Below are 17,629 nucleotides of genomic sequence, written 5' to 3' on the forward strand. Positions count from 1 at the left end.
CTACATTTTGGTCATGAATCAGGATGAGATCCTAGAAGTGCTAGAACAGGTCTCGGCGGGAAACGATGTCGCCGAAAATGAAATCGAGTTGCCTCGGATATTTATCACTGATACCGAAGTCTACCGGCGACTTTTGCGGGACGAAATAGATCTTATCACGGGCGGTAAGGGTACTGGCAAGAGCGCCATGTATCGCATGATAACCGAAACCCCCATCGCTGCAGATATCGCGGTATTAACCGCAACGAATCCTACGGGCGCACCAGAATTTCTTGCATTATTTCGCGGTAACGACAGCGAAGAGCGCCTAAGGTCTATTTGGGTCGTGTACTTCGCAAGCCTGCTCGGTAATTATGTCGTGGATAAATATGGTATAACAAGCGGGGTCGAAAGCGAAGTTTCGGAGCTACAGGAGATACTCCAAAGTTTAGGTCTTCGAAAAAAGGTAGGACCCGGTCCGTCTCTGCTCGCGCGGATAAGAAAAGCCACGACAGTGGAAGGTCAACTTAAAGCTGGACTCACCGGGTTGAACATCGGCGTCGGATTGAAGTTCGACCTGGGTGAAGACACCGACGGTCATGGTCAAAGTACTATCTTAAACTATCCTGACTTCTATTCTATCTTGCGCTCTTCCGCGGAGATTCTGGAAGCGAATGGTGATCGCGTCTGGATCGCTATGGATCGCCTTGATGAATGCTTCGTGCGAAACTCAGCGACTGAAAGACGAGCGCTCAGAGCTCTCCTCCGGGCTTCCTTGAATATCTCCCAAGCATTAGATTACACGAGCTGGGTACGACTCAAGATCTTCCTCCGTACAGACCTTTTCTCCCGATTCACAGAGGACGGCGCGTTCACCAATGCCACCCATCTACGGCGCGGAGACATTTCTTGGACTTTCAATAGTATGGCAGATCTGATAGGGCATCGCCTCACTCAAAGCTCTGAACTCTTTAAGAGCAGAGTTAGCGACGCGTCGCATTTGAACAACTCGAAGTCCACCTGGGATGCACTACTGCCCGATATGGGTCCAAAGATCCGTCATACATCGCAGGAACTCTGTCTATGGACTTGCGATGGAAGTGGTCTATACAATCCACGCAATCTCATTACTTTAATAAACCTTTCCTTAAACCGAGCCCGTGAGAATCAGCGACGCGCCATAAGCACAGGACGCGCTAGCCGCTCGGAAAGGCCATTAGTGAACTTCGGCGAAGTTAATGCAGCCGCTGGGGAATTGGCGCGACGGCGATTCCAAGACACGGTAGTCAATGAGTTTCCTGAGGTTCAGCCACTGGCTGACAAGTTAGCCAATGGGCCGAATGAGTACATCAGCAAGCAAGAATTGATGCTAAGGGTAGGAGGAACGGCCAACGAATTGCCTGAGACGACGGACACGATTTCACTCCTATTGCTCAGTGGACTAGTCGGCCAAACAAGCTCCGGAGGATATCGAATTCCTCGGCTATACAGGTCTGCACTTAGAACGAGCCGACTTAACGGTGATCCTTCGAAGAAAATTGGACATTAAACATGCCTGATAACGTGCAGTTACTGCTCTTAGTGAGCGAGTACCTTCCTCATTCCGCGGGGAAAAATTCCACGTAAGCAAGTCAGCTGAGGGCAAAGCTTAGAAGACCTTCGCCACAACACCTGTCAAGAGTCATAGTAGTGCTTGCTCAGAAGTGCCCTCGGGGTCTGGGTGCGGACGCCGGCCGCTGGAGTAGCAGCAGCACCGCCGCCACCAGCACCGCGACGCCCAGGACGGCTCCCGTGGTCAGCCGCTCCCCCAGCACCGCCACGCCGAGGAGGGTCGCGGTCGCCGGCTCCAGGAGGGTGAGCGTCGAGACGGTCGCCGCGGGAAGCACTCGCAGGCCGCGCGCGAAGAAGGTGTAGGCCACGGCGACCGTCACCACTCCGAGCCAGAGCACGGCCGGGATCGAGCCGGAGAGCCGCGACGGATCGCCCAGCAGCAGGAACGGGACCGCCAGCAGCGCCGCGGCTCCGAACTGGGCTCCCATGGCGGCGACGGGGCTGAGCCCGCGCTCGAGCAGCAGCTTGCCGCAGACGGCGTAGAGCGCGTAGGAGGCGCCGGCGCCGGCCGACGCGGCGAGGCCGGGGAGTGTCACGCCGCCGGATCCGCCTCCGCTGAGGAGCACCACTCCGATCGCGGCGAGCGCGGTCGAGGCGAACCAGCGCGGGCTCGGCGTCGTCCGCAGGACGAGCCACTCCAGCAGGCCGGTGAAGGCGGGAGCGGAGCCGAGGGCGACGATCGTGCCGACCGCGACGCCGTTCTGCGCGGTGCCGGTGAAGAAGGCGGGCTGGTACGCGGCGACACCGACCGCTCCGAGCACGACGAGCAGCACGACGGCGCGGGTCGGGCGGGAGCGGCTCCGCCGGCGCAGAGCCTCCACGCCGAGGAGAGCGGCCAGCAGGGCGCCGCCGAGGACGATGCGCGCCGCCCCGAGGAGGAGCGGATCCACGCCCGCCGCTCCGAGGGCCTGGGCGGTCCCCGTCGCGCCGAAGCAGACGGCGGCGAGGAGGACGGCGCCGATCGCCGAGGTCCGGGCCCCGCTCATCCCGCCCCGCTCCCCCGGCCGCCTGACGACCGGCTCCCAGTGTCCCAGGGATGGGCGCGTGCTCTTCCGCCTCTCGCGCCGGGGGCCCAGGATGGAGGGACCGGACTAGCGGAGGAGCACGACGTGGGCATCGCGGAACCGTTCGACCTCGAGGACCACCACCGCAGCGCGCACGGCGCCCTGCGCGAGCACTTCTCGGTGCGCGAGTTCGAGGAGGTGCCGCTGGACCGCGAGGCCATCGTCGCCACCGCGTACCTGCGGGCGATCGAGCACGCCACCGTGGCCCGGGTGCTCCCCCTCGCGCGCGCCCACCCCGACGAGCAGGTCCGCGCGTTCGCGTCCGTCTGGGCCGCCGAGCGGCACCGGATCGCCGACGCCCTGGGCGACGTGCTCGCGGCCTCGCCGCAGATCCGCGGCATCGACATCCGCCCGCCGGAGCCGACGGTGAGGTCGCGCCCGCTCCTCGACCGCGCCGCGGCCTCCCTCGCCGGCCCCGTCGCGCTGGCCCTCGCGGTGGACGCCCGGGTCACGGTGCACGGCTACCGCCGGCTCGCCCGGCTCTCGCTGCACCCCGAGATGGAGCGCCTCGCCGAGACGGTCACGGGCATCCTCGAGCGGCAGGCCGACTTCTTCACGGTGCACGCGGCGGGACGCCTCGGACGCCCGCTGCCGCGCCGGGTGCAGGCGGCCGGCCTGCTCGCCGTGCTGCGCCTCCCGATCGGCGAGGCCGACCTGCCGGAGGCTCTCGCGCGCGAGGGCCGGGAGCTCGTCTTCGGCCGGGACGACGGCGGACTCGACGGGATCGACGCGGGCGTCGTCGCGGCGTTCGCGCTGCCCTGCACGGCGGCCCGGCGGCTCGTGCACCCGTACCGGCCGGTGTCGATCCGTGCCGCGCACCGCCTCGGACGGCTCGCCGCCGACACCCGCGCCGCCGTCACGACCCTGCTGGAGCAGGTGCGCGAGTAGCGGCGGCGCTCAGCCCAGCAGCTCGCGCACGTCCTCGGCGGTGATCCCGCCGGTGGCCGCCGCGCCGTCGTCCGACATGACCGCGGCGAAGAGCGCGGCCTTCGCCTCCTTGAGGGCCATCACCTTCTCCTCGATCGTGTCCTTCGCGACCAGGCGGTAGACCATGACCGAGCGGGTCTGGCCGATGCGGTGCGCGCGGTCGACCGCCTGCGACTCGGTGGCGGGGTTCCACCACGGGTCGAGCAGGATGCAGTAGTCGGCCTCGGTGAGGTTGAGCCCGAAGCCGCCGGCCTTGAGCGAGATCAGGAACACGCCCGCCGCGCCCGAGCGGAACCGCTCGATGACCTCGTCGCGCTTCTTCGTCGCTCCGTCGAGGTAGGCGTACTCGATGCCCGCCGCGTCCAGCCGGCCGCGGACCCGGCCGAGGAACCGCGTGAACTGGCTGAACACCAGCACGCGGTGCCCCTCGCCGAGAGCGTCGCCCAGCAGCTCGTCGAGCAGGTCGAGCTTGGTCGAGGGCACGCTCTCGTGCGCCTCGTCGACCAGTGCCGCGTCGAGCGCGACCTGGCGCAGCACGGTCAGCGCGCGGAAGATCGCGAAGCGGTTCTTCTCGAAGTCGCCGATCAGGCCCAGCACGCGCTGCCGCTCCCGCGCCAGGTACGTGTCGTAGACCTTCCGCTGCTTCGGGCCGAGCTCGACCTCGAGGGTCTGCTCCTGCTTGGGCGGCAGCTCCTTGGCGACGAGCTCCTTGGTGCGCCGCAGCATCAGCGGGCGGATGCGCCGCCGCAGCTGCGAGAGCTTCTCGCTGTCGGCCTCGCGCTCGATCGGCTTCTGGTAGAACTCGACGAACCCGGCGGGCGAGGGGAACAGGCCCGGAGCGACGATCGACAGCAGCGACCAGAGCTCCATCACGTTGTTCTCCATCGGCGTTCCCGTGATGGCGAGCTTGAAGGGCACGTCGAGCCGGCGCGCGAGCTGGTGCGTCGCCGACTGGCGGTTCTTGACGAACTGCGCCTCGTCGAGGAGGAGCCCCGACCACTGGATGCCCGAGTACGACTCGTAGTCGAGCCGGAACAGGGCGTAGGAGGTGACGACCAGCTCGGCCTCGCCGATGACGCTGGAGAGCGCCTTCCGCTTCTTCTTCGACGTCTCGTCGATCCCGACGACGCGGAGGTCCGGGGCGAAGCGCTTGGCCTCGCCGACCCAGTTGGGCACCACGCTGGTGGGCGCGACGACGAGGAACGGGCGCGGCGAGGTACCCGCCTCCGCGGCCGCGGCGCGCTGCTCCTGCATCACCCGGGTGACCAGGGCGAGGGACTGCACGGTCTTGCCCAGGCCCATGTCGTCGGCGAGCACGCCGCCGAGCTGGTTGTCGTAGAGGAACGAGAGCCAGTCGTAGCCGAGCTGCTGGTAGGGCCGCAGCTCCACGGCGAAGCCCTCGGGCAGGACCCGCGACTCCAGCGCACCGGTCGCGGTGAAGCCGGAGAGCCCCTCCACGGAGCGGCGCCACGCGGCGGCCTGCGCCTCCACGACGCCCAGCTCGACCAGCTCGTCCCAGAGGGAGGACTGGAACCGGCTGATCCGCAGGGTCTCGCCGGGGTCGTCCGAGAGCTCGCGGGCCTCGGCGATCAGCTCGCGGAGGCGGCCGAACCGCTCGTCGTCGAGGGCGAAGTAGACGCCGCTGGGCAGCACCATGTACTCGTCGCCGCGGGCGAGCGCGAGGAAGATCTCGGCCAGCGGGACCGCCTCGTCGTTGACGGTGACGGAGATCTCGAGGTTGAACCAGTCGCGGCTGTCGGGCTGGGCGACGGTCTGCACGGCGACCACGGGCGCGGTCTGCGCCTCGCGGTACTCGACGCGCTCGCCGATCTCCTCGATCTCGACGGTGCCGAGCTCGCGGAGCCGCTCGACCTCGCCGGTGAGGAAGCCGACGGTCTGCATGCCGCGCAGGTCGAAGGTGGGGCGCAGGCGCCTGCTCGACGGGGACACCAGGGCCGGCGTCGACTCCGGGTCGAGACCCGCTCCCACGAGGGAGTCGAGGATCCGCTGCTCGGCCTCGGGGTCGCGGTAGCCGGCGTCCTCGCCGACCCGCAGCGGGAGCCGCTCGGCGTCCACGCCGCCGCGCGCCCCCTCCACTCCGTAGCGCCACCACCACGAGCCGCGCAGGCCCGCGCCGTCGGTGTGCTCGAGGGTGAGGCCGAGGCGCGGCTCGGGCACCGCGGGCGCCTCGAAGGAGCCGTCGCGGGAGACGATGTCGAACAGCCGGTGCAGCCGCTGGTAGTGCTCGGTGAGGAACGCCGACTCCTCGGCCACCGGGATGCGGATGGCCTCGCGGCTCCAGAGGAACGTGCGCGCGGAGGACAGCAGCGGCGCGGCGAACGGGATGAGCGTGACCGGGCGGGCGCGCATCTCGTCGCCGCCCTCCCACGTGTAGAGGCCGACGGCCGGGTCGCCGATGAAGCCGAACTCCTCGGGCGCCGGGTGGTCGCCGATCGCGACGAGCGAGCGCAGCTCGAGGCCGGCGGCGGTGCGCGTGACGTCGATGGAGGCGGTGGCCGTCGTGTCGAGGATCTTCAGCGGCGTCTGGTCGCGGTCGCCCATCACCAGGCCGATGCCCGCGCGGACGGCTCCGTGCAGGGCCGCCCAGATCGCCTCGCTCCGGCACTGGTCGAGGTAGAGCCAGGTGTCGGGCGAGTAGTAGCTGGAGGCGCTGTGCCCGGAGAGCAGGCCCTGCATCTCGCGGATCACGTCGATCTGGCGCTCGTCGTAGTCGTGGCTGTAGTGCAGGTAGCCGAGGTCGCGCCAGCTGGTGCCGGTGCGGACCCAGCGGTCGCGGTCGCCCATCCGCACCGGGCGCACGCCCAGGCGCGGGCGCGGCTCGGGCGGCGGCCGGTAGGAGTTGTAGCGGCCGGGCGGGCGACGCACGGGCTCGCCGGGCAGCAGCTCGAACTGCAGGCCGAGCGGGATGCCGGTGTGCGAGCGCTCCGCGCCGGCGAGGAGCGGGGCGAGCGCGCTGCGCCACTCCGGGACGGCGTCGACGGCGGCCTCGCCCGGGAAGGGACCGGCCACTCCACCCTCGCGCTCGCGGCGCAGGGCCTCGATCAGGACGGCGGCGACGTGCTTGCACTCGTGCTTGACCGGGCAGCTGCAGGCGCCGCCGAGGAGGGTCCAGTGCTCGCCCTCGTCGCGGAGCTGCACGCTCACGGCGTACGGCGAGCGCCCGGATCCGCGGACCTGGCCGAAGAGGCGGGTGCGGCCGCCGAACCACTGCAGCTCGCGCACGCGGCCCTCGTCCGCGTACGCGGTGCCCTTCTCGACGGCGGCGGTTCCGACGAGGGCGCGGATGTCCTGCTCGGAGAAGGGCTCGTGGCCGGCGGTCACCGGCCCGGGTGCGGCCGACGGCAGCACCTCACCGGGGGGACTCTGGCGGGCCATGGACCTCACGCTCTCCGCGCTCGAACGAGCGCATCCGTCTATTCAACCCGATTCCGGAGGCGCTGCGAGCCGCGGGCCGGGATCCGTGGAGGACGCACGGCCGTCCCTACGATGGAGGGATGCCCCGTCTGGCCGTCGTCTCGGCGCACACCTCCCCGCTCGAGCAGCCGTCGACGGGCGACGCGGGCGGGATGAACGTGTACCTCGCGGCGGTGCTCCCGGAGCTGGCGGCGCTCGGCTGGGAGATCGAGGTGCTGACCCGCGGCGAGGGCGTCCGGATGCTCGCGCCGGGTGTGCGAGTGGTCGGCGTGCCGGTGCCTGCGGGCGACAAGTACGCGCTGGCGGCCGCGGCGCCGGACTTCGCGCGCGCCGCGGAGGGGGCCGACGTCGTGCACTCCCACTACTGGGTGTCGGGCCTCGCGGGGGCGCTCACCGGCAGGCCGCACGTGCACTCGATGCACTCGGGCTCGCTCGCGAAGAACGCCCGGCTCGCCCCGGGCGACGTCGCGGAGCCGCAGCAGCGGATCGACGCGGAGCGCTCCGTGCTCGCCTCCGCCGACGCGATCGTGGTGGCGGGCGCCTCGGAGCGGGAGGACGTCGTCAGCGGGTACGGCGCGGATCCGGACCGGGTCGTCGTGGTGCCGCCCGGAGTCGACGCGCGGTTCCGCCCGGGCGGCGGCGAGCGCTCCGGAGTCGTCCTGATCGGCCGGGTGCAGCCGCTCAAGGGGCAGCTGCTGGCGGTCGAGGCGCTCGCGGCGATGGCGCCGGCGGAGCGGCCGGTGCTGCGGCTGGTGGGCGGGGCGGCACCGGGCCGGGAGTCGTACCTCGACGCGGTGCGCGCCGCGGCGGCTCCGCTGGGAGACCGCGTGCTGATCGAGGGGGCCGCCGACCGCGACCAGGTGGCGGAGCGGCTCCGGAGCGCGCAGCTGGCGCTCGTGCCCTCGGCGGCCGAGACCTTCGGGCTGATCGCGCTCGAAGCGGCCGGCAGCGGCACTCCCGTGCTCGCGCGCAGGACGACCGGCCTGGTGGACGCGGTGCGCGACGGCGGAAGCGGCGTGCTGCTCGACTCCGACTCCCCTGCGGCGTGGGCCGAGGCGATCCTGACCCTGCTGGGCTCGCCCGGCGAGCTGGCGCGACTCGGCCGCGGCGGCGTCGACTGGGCGGCCGCCCACTCCTGGCCGGCCGCCGCCGCCCGGCTGGACGCCGTCTACCGCGGCCTGTCGGCCCGCTGAGGGAACCCCGGACCGTCGAGGGACCCCGCTCCGCCGGATTACCTCGACGGGTCGGGGCTCCCTCGATGCAGGGAGGGGGTCAGTCGGCGATGGCGGGGGCCCCGGGGTCGAGGCGGGCGCCGCGGGTGGAGCGGTACCAGGGCGCGAGGCGGTCGGGCGAGACGGCGACCATCGCGGCGCCCGTGAATCCGGCGTCGTTGCCGAAGCGGGCGGGGACGATCTCGGTGCCGATGTCGAGGAAGCGGGCGAACTCGTCGAAGACGTGCGCCGCCGCGCCGCCGATCACGAACAGCTGCGGCGAGAGCAGCATCTCGAGGTGCCGGTAGTAGACGCTGAGGCGACCCGCCCACTCCTCGAGGGTGATGCCCTCGCGGCGGACGGCCGAGAAGCCGACCTGCGGCTCGAAGTCGGGACCGTCGATGTGCAGGTGACCGAGCTCGGAGTTGGGGATCACCACGCCCTCGTGGACGAGCGCCGTCCCGATGCCGGTGCCGAGGGTGGTCAGCAGGAGGAGGCCCTCGCGTCCGCGCATCGCGCCGAACTCGCGCTCGGCGACCCCCGCCGCATCCGCGTCGTTGACGACGACGACGTCGACCCCGGTCGCCTCCGAGAGGAGGGCCTGCGCGTCGAGCCCGACCCAGCGCTGCGAGACGTGGGTGGTCTGGCGGACGACGCCGCCGCGGACGATCCCGGGGAAGCCGACGCCGACGGGCGTGCCTGCGATCGGCGAGACGTCGCGGACGATGCCGGCGATCGCCTCGGCGAAGTCCTCGGGCTCCTTGCCCAGCGGGTTCGCGACCGCGAAGCGGCGAGCCGCCCGCTCACCGGTGGTGACGTCGACGAGGGACGCCTTGATCGACGTCCCCCCGATGTCGACGCCGACGGCGAAGCGCGGGAGGAGGCCGTCGTGGGGCTGGGTCACGGATGCTCCGTCTGCAGTGGTGGGCGAGTGCGGGGACTCGCGAAACGGTCGGCCCGTCGGATCCGGGATCGCGACGAGCCGAAGGCGATTCTACGAGCCGTCAGGTGCGCGCGGGCTCCGAGAGGGCGCGGAGGACGAAGTCGATCACCGGCTCGTAGAGGTGGACGGCCAGCCCGTCGTCGATCGGGACGACCACCTCGATCGAGCCCTGCGCCTCGGCGACGAACACCGCCGGGTCGTTGCAGTCGGCGATCGCGATGACCGGCAGCCCCCGCCGGCCGGCCGCGCCCGCGAAGCCGTGGTCGGCGACGACCAGGTCGGGGCGGATGCCGAGCTCGTCGAGGCGGTCGAGCAGCGCGTCCATCGGCTCCGGCGAGTGCGTGTGCTGCAGCCCTCCCCCGCGGTAGACGCAGGTGACCCCGCCGGTGCACCATAGGGCCTGGTGCTCGTCCGCGAGAGGCACGCGGATCCCGTCGGGGGCGGCGAACGGGAGCGCATTCACGTCGATCACGCGAGCGCCCCGTTCCGTCGCGGCAGCAGCGAAGCGGCGGTAGACGTCCATCAGGGTCGCGGGGTGCGCGGTGGCGAACAGGAGGAGCGCCCCCTCGCGGACAGCGGCGGCGAACCGGTCGCGGTAGCGGGCGAGACCCGCGACCGTCAGGCGGGCGTCGATCCGGTCCTGCCCGCTCTCGAAGGAGGGGTCGGTGCTGATCCCCACGCGCTCCCCCATCAGGGCGAGCAGGCTCTCGAGCGTCCAGTGCTCGGCCACGTCCACCCCGTAGAGGTGCGCGGGCTCGCGGGCGGCGAGGCCGCGGAGGTTGCCGAGGTTGCTCGCGCGGCCGGTGAGGACGTCCCCGGCGAGGAGGGAGGAGTCGAGGTACGCCTCGAGCTCGGAGTCGGGACGCGGCATGCGGGACCTCTCGATCGACGGGGAGCTCCCAGGCTACGGGCAGTTCAGGTGTTGACATCCGATCCGTCGCCGATATATCGTTACTGCATCGCCGACAGATCGGGAGCAGCCGCTCCCGACGGGCGACCGGATCCGATCGAAAGGGATCCCCTCACGGCAGAGAGCAGCACACCCATGAACTCCAGGACCTTCTTCTCCGACGACCGCCGCGACTCCTGCGACGGCGACCACTCCTCCCGCCACGAGCACCCCGGCCGCGGACAGCGCCGCGGACCCGGCGGTCACGGCCGCGGCTTCGGGCCCGGCTTCGGCTTCGGCCCGGGCTTCGGCCCCGGCTTCGGCGGCCCCTTCGGCCGCGGCGGAGGACGCGCCCGACGCGGTGACGTCCGCGCGGCCCTCCTCTCCCTCCTCTCCGAGAAGTCCTCGAACGGCTACGGCCTGATCAAGGCCATCGCCGAGAAGACGAACGGATCGTGGCGTCCCAGCCCCGGCTCCGTCTACCCCACCCTCCAGCAGCTCGTCGACGAGGGCCTCATCACGGCCGTCGGCGAGGGCCGCGGCACCGAGTACCAGCTCACGGACGCGGGCGGCACCTACGTGCGCGAGCACGCCGACGAGCTCGACGCGGCCTGGGAGGCCACTCCCGGCGCGAGCGACGCCGATCGCGCCTTCATGGAGAACGTCGGCAAGCTGATGGGCGTCGTGCAGCAGTTCCGCGGAGCGACCGAGGCGCAGCGCGCCGCCGCGTCCGCCAAGCTCGACGAGACCCGTCGCGCGCTGTACCTCATCCTCGCCGACTGACCTCGGCTCCCCTCCCGCGATCCGTCGCGGGAGCCCCGGTCGGACGGGACCCCCTCGCCTCGGCGACGGAGTCCCGTCCGTTCCGTCGTCTCCGGAGCCGGCGCCTCAGCGGGCGGCGGACAGGCGCGCCAGACCCTCGTCGAGGGTGACCGACGGGCTCCACTGCAGATCGGCGCGCGTGCGGCGCTGGTCGAACCAGTGCGCGGTCGAGAGCTGCTCGGCGAGGAAGCGGGTCATCGGCGGCTCATCGGCGCCGGGCCGCACGGCCCACACGCGCTCGACGAGTGATCCCGCGACGCGGGCGACGGAGGCAGGGACGGACCAGCGCGGCGGCTCGACGCCCGAGGCGCGGCAGATCCCGGCGAGCAGCTCGGCGACGGGGCGCGGCTCGCCGTTGGTGACGACGTAGGAGCGGCCGTGCACCTCCTCCGCCCGCCCGAGAGCGGCGACGATCGCCGAGGCGGCGTTGTCGATGTAGGTGGAGTCGATCAGCGCCTGGCCGTGCCCGAGGAGCGGCAGTCGGCCGGTGCGCGCCCGCTCGACGATGCGGGCGACGAGCTGGGTGTCGCCCGGACCCCAGACCAGGTGCGGGCGCACGGCGACCACCGCGAAGCCGGGGGCGTCGGCCGCGAGGGCCAGCAGCTCGGCCCGGGCCTTGGTGCGCGCGTAGTCGCCGCGGGCCCGGTCCGGATCGGCGGGCTCGGCGTCGTCGCCGATGATCGAGGAGCCGGAGTGGGCGACGGAGGGCGACGAGATCTGGACGAAGCGGCTCACGCCGGCGCGGGCGGCGGCGGCGAGCAGACGCCGGGTACCGTCGATGTTCACGCGGTCGAAGTCGCCAGGATCGCCGGCGAGCGAGACCTTCGCGGCGAGGTGCACGACGCCCTCGGCCGCGTCGACGGCCTCCTCGACCGCGCGCGGATCCGTCAGCGAGCCCCGCGCCTCCTCGACGCCCGCGACCCCGGAGGGCCGACGCTGGAAGGTGCGGACCTCGTGCCCCTGGGCGACGAGGCCCGCGGCCACCGCACCGCCGAGCAGGCCGCTCGCGCCGGTGACCAGGACCCTCACGGCGCCACCATCCGGCCGCCGGCGAGCACGCCCTCGGCCCAGCGCGAGAGCGCGGCCCGGTCGATCTTGGAGTTGTGGCGGATGTCGGTGGGCAGCGCCGGGACGACGAGAACCGCGGCGACGGGCCGGGCGACGGCCGCGCGCACCTCGGCGGCGAGGGCCTCCTCGGCCAGCACCACGCGGCGCGCGCCCGAGCGCAGCTCGACCACGGCGACCAGCTGCGCGACTCCGCGCGGGCCGGCTCCGACGATCGCGGCGCGGGCGACCGAGGTGACGCGCGCCTCGATCCGCTGCTCCGGTCCGACCGGCGTGACGACGCCGTCCGGCGTGACGACGACGTGCGGCATCCTGCCCTCGACCCAGAGGCGGCCGGCGGAGTCGATCCGCCCGACGTCCCCGGTGCGGTGCCAGCGCTCGCCCGGGACGGCGCCGACGCGGGCGGCGCGGTCGGTGAGCCAGAGGCGCTCGTAGTGGTCCTCGACGTGACCGGCCGAGACGACGATCTCGCCGGTCGTGCCGGTGATCTCCTCCGGCTCGTCCGCGGCGCGGCCGCCGGCGTCGAGCGGGGCGATCCGCAGCCGGACGCCCGCGGCGGGCACGCCCACGCAGACGCCTCCGCGCGGATCGTCGTCGGAGGCGGCCTCGCGGATGCCCTCCAGCGACGCGTCGGTGAGCAGCAGCCCCTCGGTCATGCCGTAGGGAGTGCGGGCGGAGGCGTTCGGCATGAGCGCCTGCGCCTCGCCGAGCAGTCCCGCCGAGACGGGGGCGCCGGCCGAGAGGAAGGTGCGCACGCCGGCGAGGGCGCGGTGGTCGTCAGTGTCGAGCGCGCCGGCTGTGGCCACGACGTTGGCCAGTGCGGCCGGCGAGAGGAACAGCACGGTCGCGTCGACCCGGGCGGCGGCCGCGGCGACGGCGGCCGCGGTGAGCGTCCGGGGCGCGGTGACGTCCATGTCCGGAGTGGCGGAGCGCGTGCCCAGCGCGGGGCCCAGCAGGGCGAACGGCGCGAAGCCCGCGACGAGCCCGGTGCCCGGTCCGATCCCGTACTGGCGGGCGAGCGCGTCGCGGACGCCGGCGAGCTGGCGGTGCGTGTAGACGACGCCCTTGGCAGGGCCGGTCGAGCCGGAGGTGAACAGGATCGCGGCCACGGCGTCGGCGGCGGGCGCCTCGCCCAGCGCCTCCGGGTCGGCGGCCAGCTCGGCGCGGCCGAGCTCGATCAGCTGCCCGAGCGAGGTGTCGACCCCGAGGGCCGAGGCGGAGGCGCGGGGCAGGGTCTGCGTCGAGACCCGGCCGCCGGGCCAGCGGAGGGCCCGCGCGACGGCGAGGCCGGGCAGGGCGCCGACCACCAGATCCGGCCAGGCACCGCGGACCGCGCGGGTGAGACCGCGCAGGCCCAGGCCCGCGTCGGCGACGACCACGACGGCTCCGATGCGCAGGCACGCGTAGAGCAGCGCCGTCAGGTCGGCACCGGGCGGCACGAGGAGCGAGACGCGGTCGCCCGGGGAGACGCCGGAGGCGCGGAGCCCGGCGGCGAGCTCGCGGACCCGCTGCGAGAGCAGGCGCCACGAGACCGAGCGGGGCCCGCCGCCTCCGGGAGGCGCCATCTCGACCAGGGCGAGCGAGTCGTCCTGCGCGTTGCGGTCGAGGTGCGCCCAGAGCGGCTCGACCGGCGCGGTCGGGCGGCGGACGTCGGGGGCGGGGTCGCCGCCGAACGGCTCCTCGCCGTCGGAGAGGTCGCCCAGCCAGGTGAGGACGGCGGACGAGTAGTCGACGTCCTCGGCCACCAGGTGGCCCGCTCCCTCGTAGCGGTGGACCTGCGCGTGCGGGAGGCGGTCGACGAGGTCGTCGAGGTAGCGGTCGGAGAAGATCGGGTCCAGCGGGCCCCAGAGCATCAGGGCCGGCGTCGTCAGGGCGCTGACGCCCTCGGCGATGCGCTGCAGCTCCGGGTCGCTCGGGTGCGCGGAGTCGACCGGGATGTCGGCGACGAAGCCGCCCACTCCGCCGCGGCGCGACGCGGACCGGTAGGGCGCGCGGTACCCCTCCTTCACCGCGGAGGGCAGCGCCGGGTGCCCCAGCGCGAGGGTCGTCTCGAGGAAGGCCGGCGTGCCGACCGTCGAGGCGCCGAGCACGCCCGACGCGAGCGCGAGCCGGAGCGGGGCCGGGATCGGCTCGTCGGCGCTCTGGTGGATCGCGGTGTTCAGGAGCATCGTGGCGCGCAGCTGCTCCGGGTGGTCGACCGCCCAGCCCAGCGAGACGACTCCGCCCCAGTCGTGGCCGAGGGTGACCACGTCGTCGAGGCCGAGCACGTCGGTGAGGTTGGCGAGCTCGCGCACGCGGTCGGCGAGCGTGTGCAGGGCGCCGGTCCGCTCGGAGAAGCCCATCTCGAGCTGATCGACAGCGACCACCCGCCAGGCGGGGCCTCCGCGGCGGGCGGACTCGAGCGTGGCGGCCGCGAGGCGGCGCCAGAGGTAGGACCAGGTGGGGTTTCCGTGCACGCAGAGGACGGTGCCGACGGGCTCCGTGCCGAGGGCCTCGCCCGTGTCGAGCAGGTGCCAGCGGCGCGGCACGCCCTGGGCGTCCGGAGCGTCGACGAGGCGCGACCACGCGGGATCGAGCCCGTCGAGCCCGGCCGGGGGCATCTGCGCGGCGGCCGTGGAGCCGAGCGCTCCGCGGATCCGCTCGGCCGGGTGGGGCGCGGTCACCAGGCGATCTCGAGCATCGCGGTGTTGATGCCCGAGCCCACTCCGATGAGCAGCACCCGGTTGCCGGGCTGCAGGGTCTCGGCCTCCTGGGCCAGGGTGATCGGGATCGACGCCGGGCCGACGTTGCCGAGGGTGGGGTAGGTCGTGGGGACGCGGCTGCGGTCGATGCCGACGGCCTTCACCAGGGCGTCGGTGTGCACGTCCGACACCTGGTGTGTGATGTAGCGGTCCATCCCGCTCCAGTTCCAGTCGCGGGTGGCCTCCTTCCACGCCGAGAGGACGAGCTCCATGCCGCCCTTGAGCAGCGCCTTCGCGTCCGTGAACATGCCGTCTACGCTGCCGACGCAGAGCTCGTTGAACTGCGTGGCCGCGCGGGTGATGCCGCCGAGGATGCGGTGGCCCTTGGGGTGCTCGTCGGCCGGGCCGAGGACGGCCGCGGCGGCGCCGGAGCCGAGGGTCAGGCTCGCGAACTCGCTCATGAAGTCCTTGCGCTTGACGCCCTCGCGGCTCAGGCGCTCGATGGTGTTGACCTGGATCTCGTCGGCGTCCTCGCCGTCGATGATGAGCGCGTAGCGGATCTGGCCGGAGTCGATCAGCTGCGCGGCGAGGGTCATGCCGTTGACGAAGCCGAGGCACGCGTTCGCGATGTCGAAGTTGATGGCCGACGAGGGCAGGCCGAGCCCGTGGTGCAGGCGCACGGCGACCGAGGGCTCGAGGTGCTTGCGGGTCACCGACGTGTTGATGATCAGGCCGATCTGGTCGGCGCGGACGCCGGCCTCGGCGAGAGCGCGCTTGCCCGCGTCGATCGCCGCTCCGTCGAAGCCCTGCTCGGAGCCCCAGTTGCGGCGCTCGTGCACTCCGGCGACGCGCTGGAGGAGCCCGGTGGGGAGCCGCAGGCGCTTGAGCGCCGGAGCGAGCCGCGCCTCGATCTCGGCCGAGGTGGTCACGCGCGGAGCCAGCGTGGTCGCGACGGACAGCAATGCGACGTTGCGGTGCGTGGTCGTTGCGTTTCCGTCCAACGGAACTCCCTGTCGAGTTGTCGATCCTGGCATGTGCCTCCGTGATTTTACGCTGTCGTTCAGGCTGCGCTTCCTGGACGCCCGCTGGGCGGTCGCGGAACGCGTCCTCGGCGGCCCGACGGAGGCTCCTCCCCCGGAACGACGGGCGAGGAGCCGCCGATGCCACACGCGACGCGCGGTGTCAACCCACCCGCCGGGGCGTCAGGTCCCCATCGCCCACGGCTCGCGATCGCCGCGGAGGCGGGCGGCGAGCGCCATCGCCTGCTCGTCGGTCAGGGTCGCGACGTAGTCGACCACACCGCGTCCCCGGCCGAGCCGCTGCAGCGCCGCCGGGTCGGAGGTCGGCCGGCCGCGCTCGTCGGCCGGGAGCCAGTCGGGGTGGTCGGCGCGCAGGCGGAAGTAGCCGTCGGTCGCGAGCTCGATCAGGTCGAGCAGCTTCTGCGGAGCCCGCGAGCCGTCGCGTGGATCCTCCAGCCAGGCGTCGAGGTGGGTCACCAGCGTCTCGAGCACCTGCGACTGGCCGCGCTGGTAGGTGGCGAAGTCCGGCCGGTCGATCACGAAGCGGGTGTGCACGAACTTCAGCACGGCCACGTCGTGCCAGGCGTCCGGGAGGAGGGAGAGGTGGCCCGAGCGCACGTTCGGCTCGGCGAGCACCACCACGGAGCGCTGCAGGCGGCCGATCCAGGAGGAGACGAAGGCCTCGATCGCGCGCTCGGTGCGCGTCGATCCGTCGAACGGGAGCGCGAGGAGCCCCTCGACCAGCTCGGTCGACACTCTCTCCACGGAGGCGCGGAAGTGCTCGTCGCTCGCGATCCACGGGTCGCGGGCCACGAGCCTCCGGCGGAGCATCTCGAGCGAGTGCCCGGGCGCGCGCGCCCACAGCTCCTCGGCGTCGAGGGCGGCGAGCGCGTTCTGCTCGCGGAGGAACGCGCGGAACTCCACGGCGACGGCCGCCTGCTGCAGCACTCCCGCGCGGTAGAAGTCGTCGAGGTCGTGCAGCGAGTAGGCGATGTCGTCGGCGACGTCCATGACCGAGCACTCGAGGGTCTGCTGCCAGGGGGCGATCGCGGCGAAGCCGGAGCGGGCGTCGAGCAGGTCGTCGAGGTCGAGGGTGTACGCCGAGAACTTCGGCGGCGCGGTCTCCCACCGGCTGGCGGTCGAGCCGCGGGGCAGCTCGGTCGGGTCGGCGGAGTCGATGCCGGGGCGGTGGACCGTCCGCCCCCACGGGTACTTGAGCACGGCGGCTCGGGAGGCGGCGGTGAGGTTCAGCCCCACCTCCACCGTCTCGCAGACGTCGAGCTCGGAGAGGATCCGGAACGACTGCGCGTTGCCCTCGAAACCCTCCGCGAGCCCCAGCCGCTCGCGCGCGAGGCGGTCGAGCGCCTGCTCGCCGAGGTGGCCGAACGGAGGGTGGCCGAGGTCGTGCGCGCTGGCCGCGGCCTGCACGACCACCGGGTCGCAGCCGCCGAGCCGCTCGACCAGCTCGCGCTGGGCGGGATCGGTGGTGGTCAGCTGCATCGCGATCGCGCGGGCGACCGCGGTGACCTTGATCGAGTGCGTGAGCCGGTTGTGCACGACCTGGCCGACGCCCGAGGGCGAGATGACCTGGGTCACCGCGGAGAGTCGGGCGAAGTACGGCGAGAAGCGGATCCGCTCCAGGTCGACGCGGTACTCGGGGTACTCCTCGCCGGTGGCGAACCGGTCGACCGGCTCGGGGATGCGCCGGTCGCGGCGGTGGTCGTGCGGGGCCGAGGCCCGCGGGGCCGTCGTCTCGGGGAGTGCCGGCTCGCTCATGGCTTCACCCTAATCAGGGGCGCGGGGGCGGAGGGACCGCGCCGCTCCGGCGGTCGGCGTCGCTCCTCCGCCGAGACAGCGGGTCTGCCGGCTAAGCCCCGCGGGGACGGCGGCGCCCCGGGGAGCGCACGGACACCTCGGCGAGGCCGGCACCTCGGCGGACGCCGGGACGCCTCGCGGCAGCCCGGCCGACGGGCGAACAGGAGA

At 72.4% G+C, this 17,629-nt stretch carries 12 protein-coding genes; 4 read left to right on the forward strand and 8 right to left on the reverse strand.

Features of this window, described 5'->3' with window-relative positions; genetic code table 11:
• Positions 1–13: 13 nt before the first annotated feature.
• The gene (locus tag C5C63_RS16740) at positions 14–1,528 is read left to right on the forward strand and encodes a P-loop ATPase, Sll1717 family (RefSeq protein ID WP_146086387.1); all 1,515 of its coding nucleotides are present in this window, start codon (positions 14–16) and stop codon (positions 1,526–1,528) included.
• A gap of 148 nt (positions 1,529–1,676) precedes the next feature.
• On the opposite strand, the gene C5C63_RS11845 is transcribed toward C5C63_RS16740, so the two are convergent.
• Positions 1,677–2,576 carry an EamA family transporter gene (locus C5C63_RS11845; protein ID WP_104326099.1) on the reverse strand — a complete coding sequence of 300 codons (900 nt, stop codon included), beginning with the start codon at positions 2,574–2,576 and terminating at the stop codon, positions 1,677–1,679.
• Positions 2,577–2,699: 123 nt separating this feature from the next.
• Between C5C63_RS11845 and C5C63_RS11850 the strand changes: the two genes are divergently transcribed.
• Entirely contained in the window at positions 2,700–3,542 is an 843-nt protein-coding gene (locus C5C63_RS11850) for a hypothetical protein (protein WP_104295870.1), read from the forward strand.
• A 9-nt stretch (positions 3,543–3,551) separates the two neighbouring features.
• Here C5C63_RS11850 and C5C63_RS11855 read toward each other — a convergent pair whose 3' ends face one another.
• Entirely contained in the window at positions 3,552–6,977 is a 3,426-nt protein-coding gene (locus tag C5C63_RS11855) for a DEAD/DEAH box helicase (protein WP_104224188.1), read from the reverse strand.
• Between the two features lie 119 nt (positions 6,978–7,096).
• Between C5C63_RS11855 and C5C63_RS11860 the strand changes: the two genes are divergently transcribed.
• Complete coding sequence (locus C5C63_RS11860; RefSeq protein ID WP_104326100.1) at positions 7,097–8,209, forward strand: glycosyltransferase; 1,113 nt, start codon at positions 7,097–7,099, stop codon at positions 8,207–8,209.
• 79 nt (positions 8,210–8,288) lie between these two features.
• Here the strand turns inward: C5C63_RS11860 and C5C63_RS11865 are convergent, their stop codons facing one another.
• On the reverse strand, positions 8,289–9,131 hold the full coding sequence (locus C5C63_RS11865; protein WP_244229583.1) for an ROK family protein: 843 nt from the start codon (positions 9,129–9,131) through the stop codon (positions 8,289–8,291).
• 100 nt (positions 9,132–9,231) lie between these two features.
• Complete coding sequence (locus tag C5C63_RS11870) at positions 9,232–10,041, reverse strand: phosphatase (RefSeq protein ID WP_104326102.1); 810 nt, start codon at positions 10,039–10,041, stop codon at positions 9,232–9,234.
• Positions 10,042–10,215: 174 nt separating this feature from the next.
• Here C5C63_RS11870 and C5C63_RS11875 point away from each other — a divergent pair, with 174 nt between their 5' ends.
• Positions 10,216–10,842 carry a PadR family transcriptional regulator gene (locus C5C63_RS11875; protein ID WP_104224185.1) on the forward strand — a complete coding sequence of 209 codons (627 nt, stop codon included), beginning with the start codon at positions 10,216–10,218 and terminating at the stop codon, positions 10,840–10,842.
• Positions 10,843–10,947: 105 nt separating this feature from the next.
• On the opposite strand, the gene C5C63_RS11880 is transcribed toward C5C63_RS11875, so the two are convergent.
• The 4 genes from C5C63_RS11880 to C5C63_RS11895 all read right to left on the reverse strand — a co-directional run bounded on the left by C5C63_RS11880 (position 10,948) and on the right by C5C63_RS11895 (position 17,422).
• Positions 10,948–11,910, reverse strand: coding sequence for an NAD(P)-dependent oxidoreductase (locus tag C5C63_RS11880; protein WP_104326103.1), 963 nt, complete (start codon positions 11,908–11,910; stop codon positions 10,948–10,950).
• Entirely contained in the window at positions 11,907–14,546 is a 2,640-nt protein-coding gene (locus C5C63_RS11885) for an alpha/beta fold hydrolase (RefSeq protein WP_104326125.1), read from the reverse strand. The genes C5C63_RS11880 and C5C63_RS11885 overlap by 4 nt, the downstream gene beginning before the upstream one ends.
• A 59-nt stretch (positions 14,547–14,605) precedes the next feature.
• A complete protein-coding gene (locus tag C5C63_RS11890) occupies positions 14,606–15,661 on the reverse strand; it encodes a 3-oxoacyl-ACP synthase III (RefSeq protein ID WP_104224183.1) in 1,056 nt (351 codons plus the stop codon).
• Positions 15,662–15,829: 168 nt separating this feature from the next.
• A complete protein-coding gene (locus C5C63_RS11895; RefSeq protein WP_104233447.1) occupies positions 15,830–17,422 on the reverse strand; it encodes a deoxyguanosinetriphosphate triphosphohydrolase family protein in 1,593 nt (530 codons plus the stop codon).
• Between the last annotated feature and the right edge of the window lie 207 nt (positions 17,423–17,629).

The sequence above is a fragment of the Rathayibacter sp. AY1B8 genome (assembly GCF_002932775.1).
In the GTDB taxonomy this organism is placed as follows: Bacteria; Actinomycetota; Actinomycetes; order Actinomycetales; family Microbacteriaceae; genus Rathayibacter.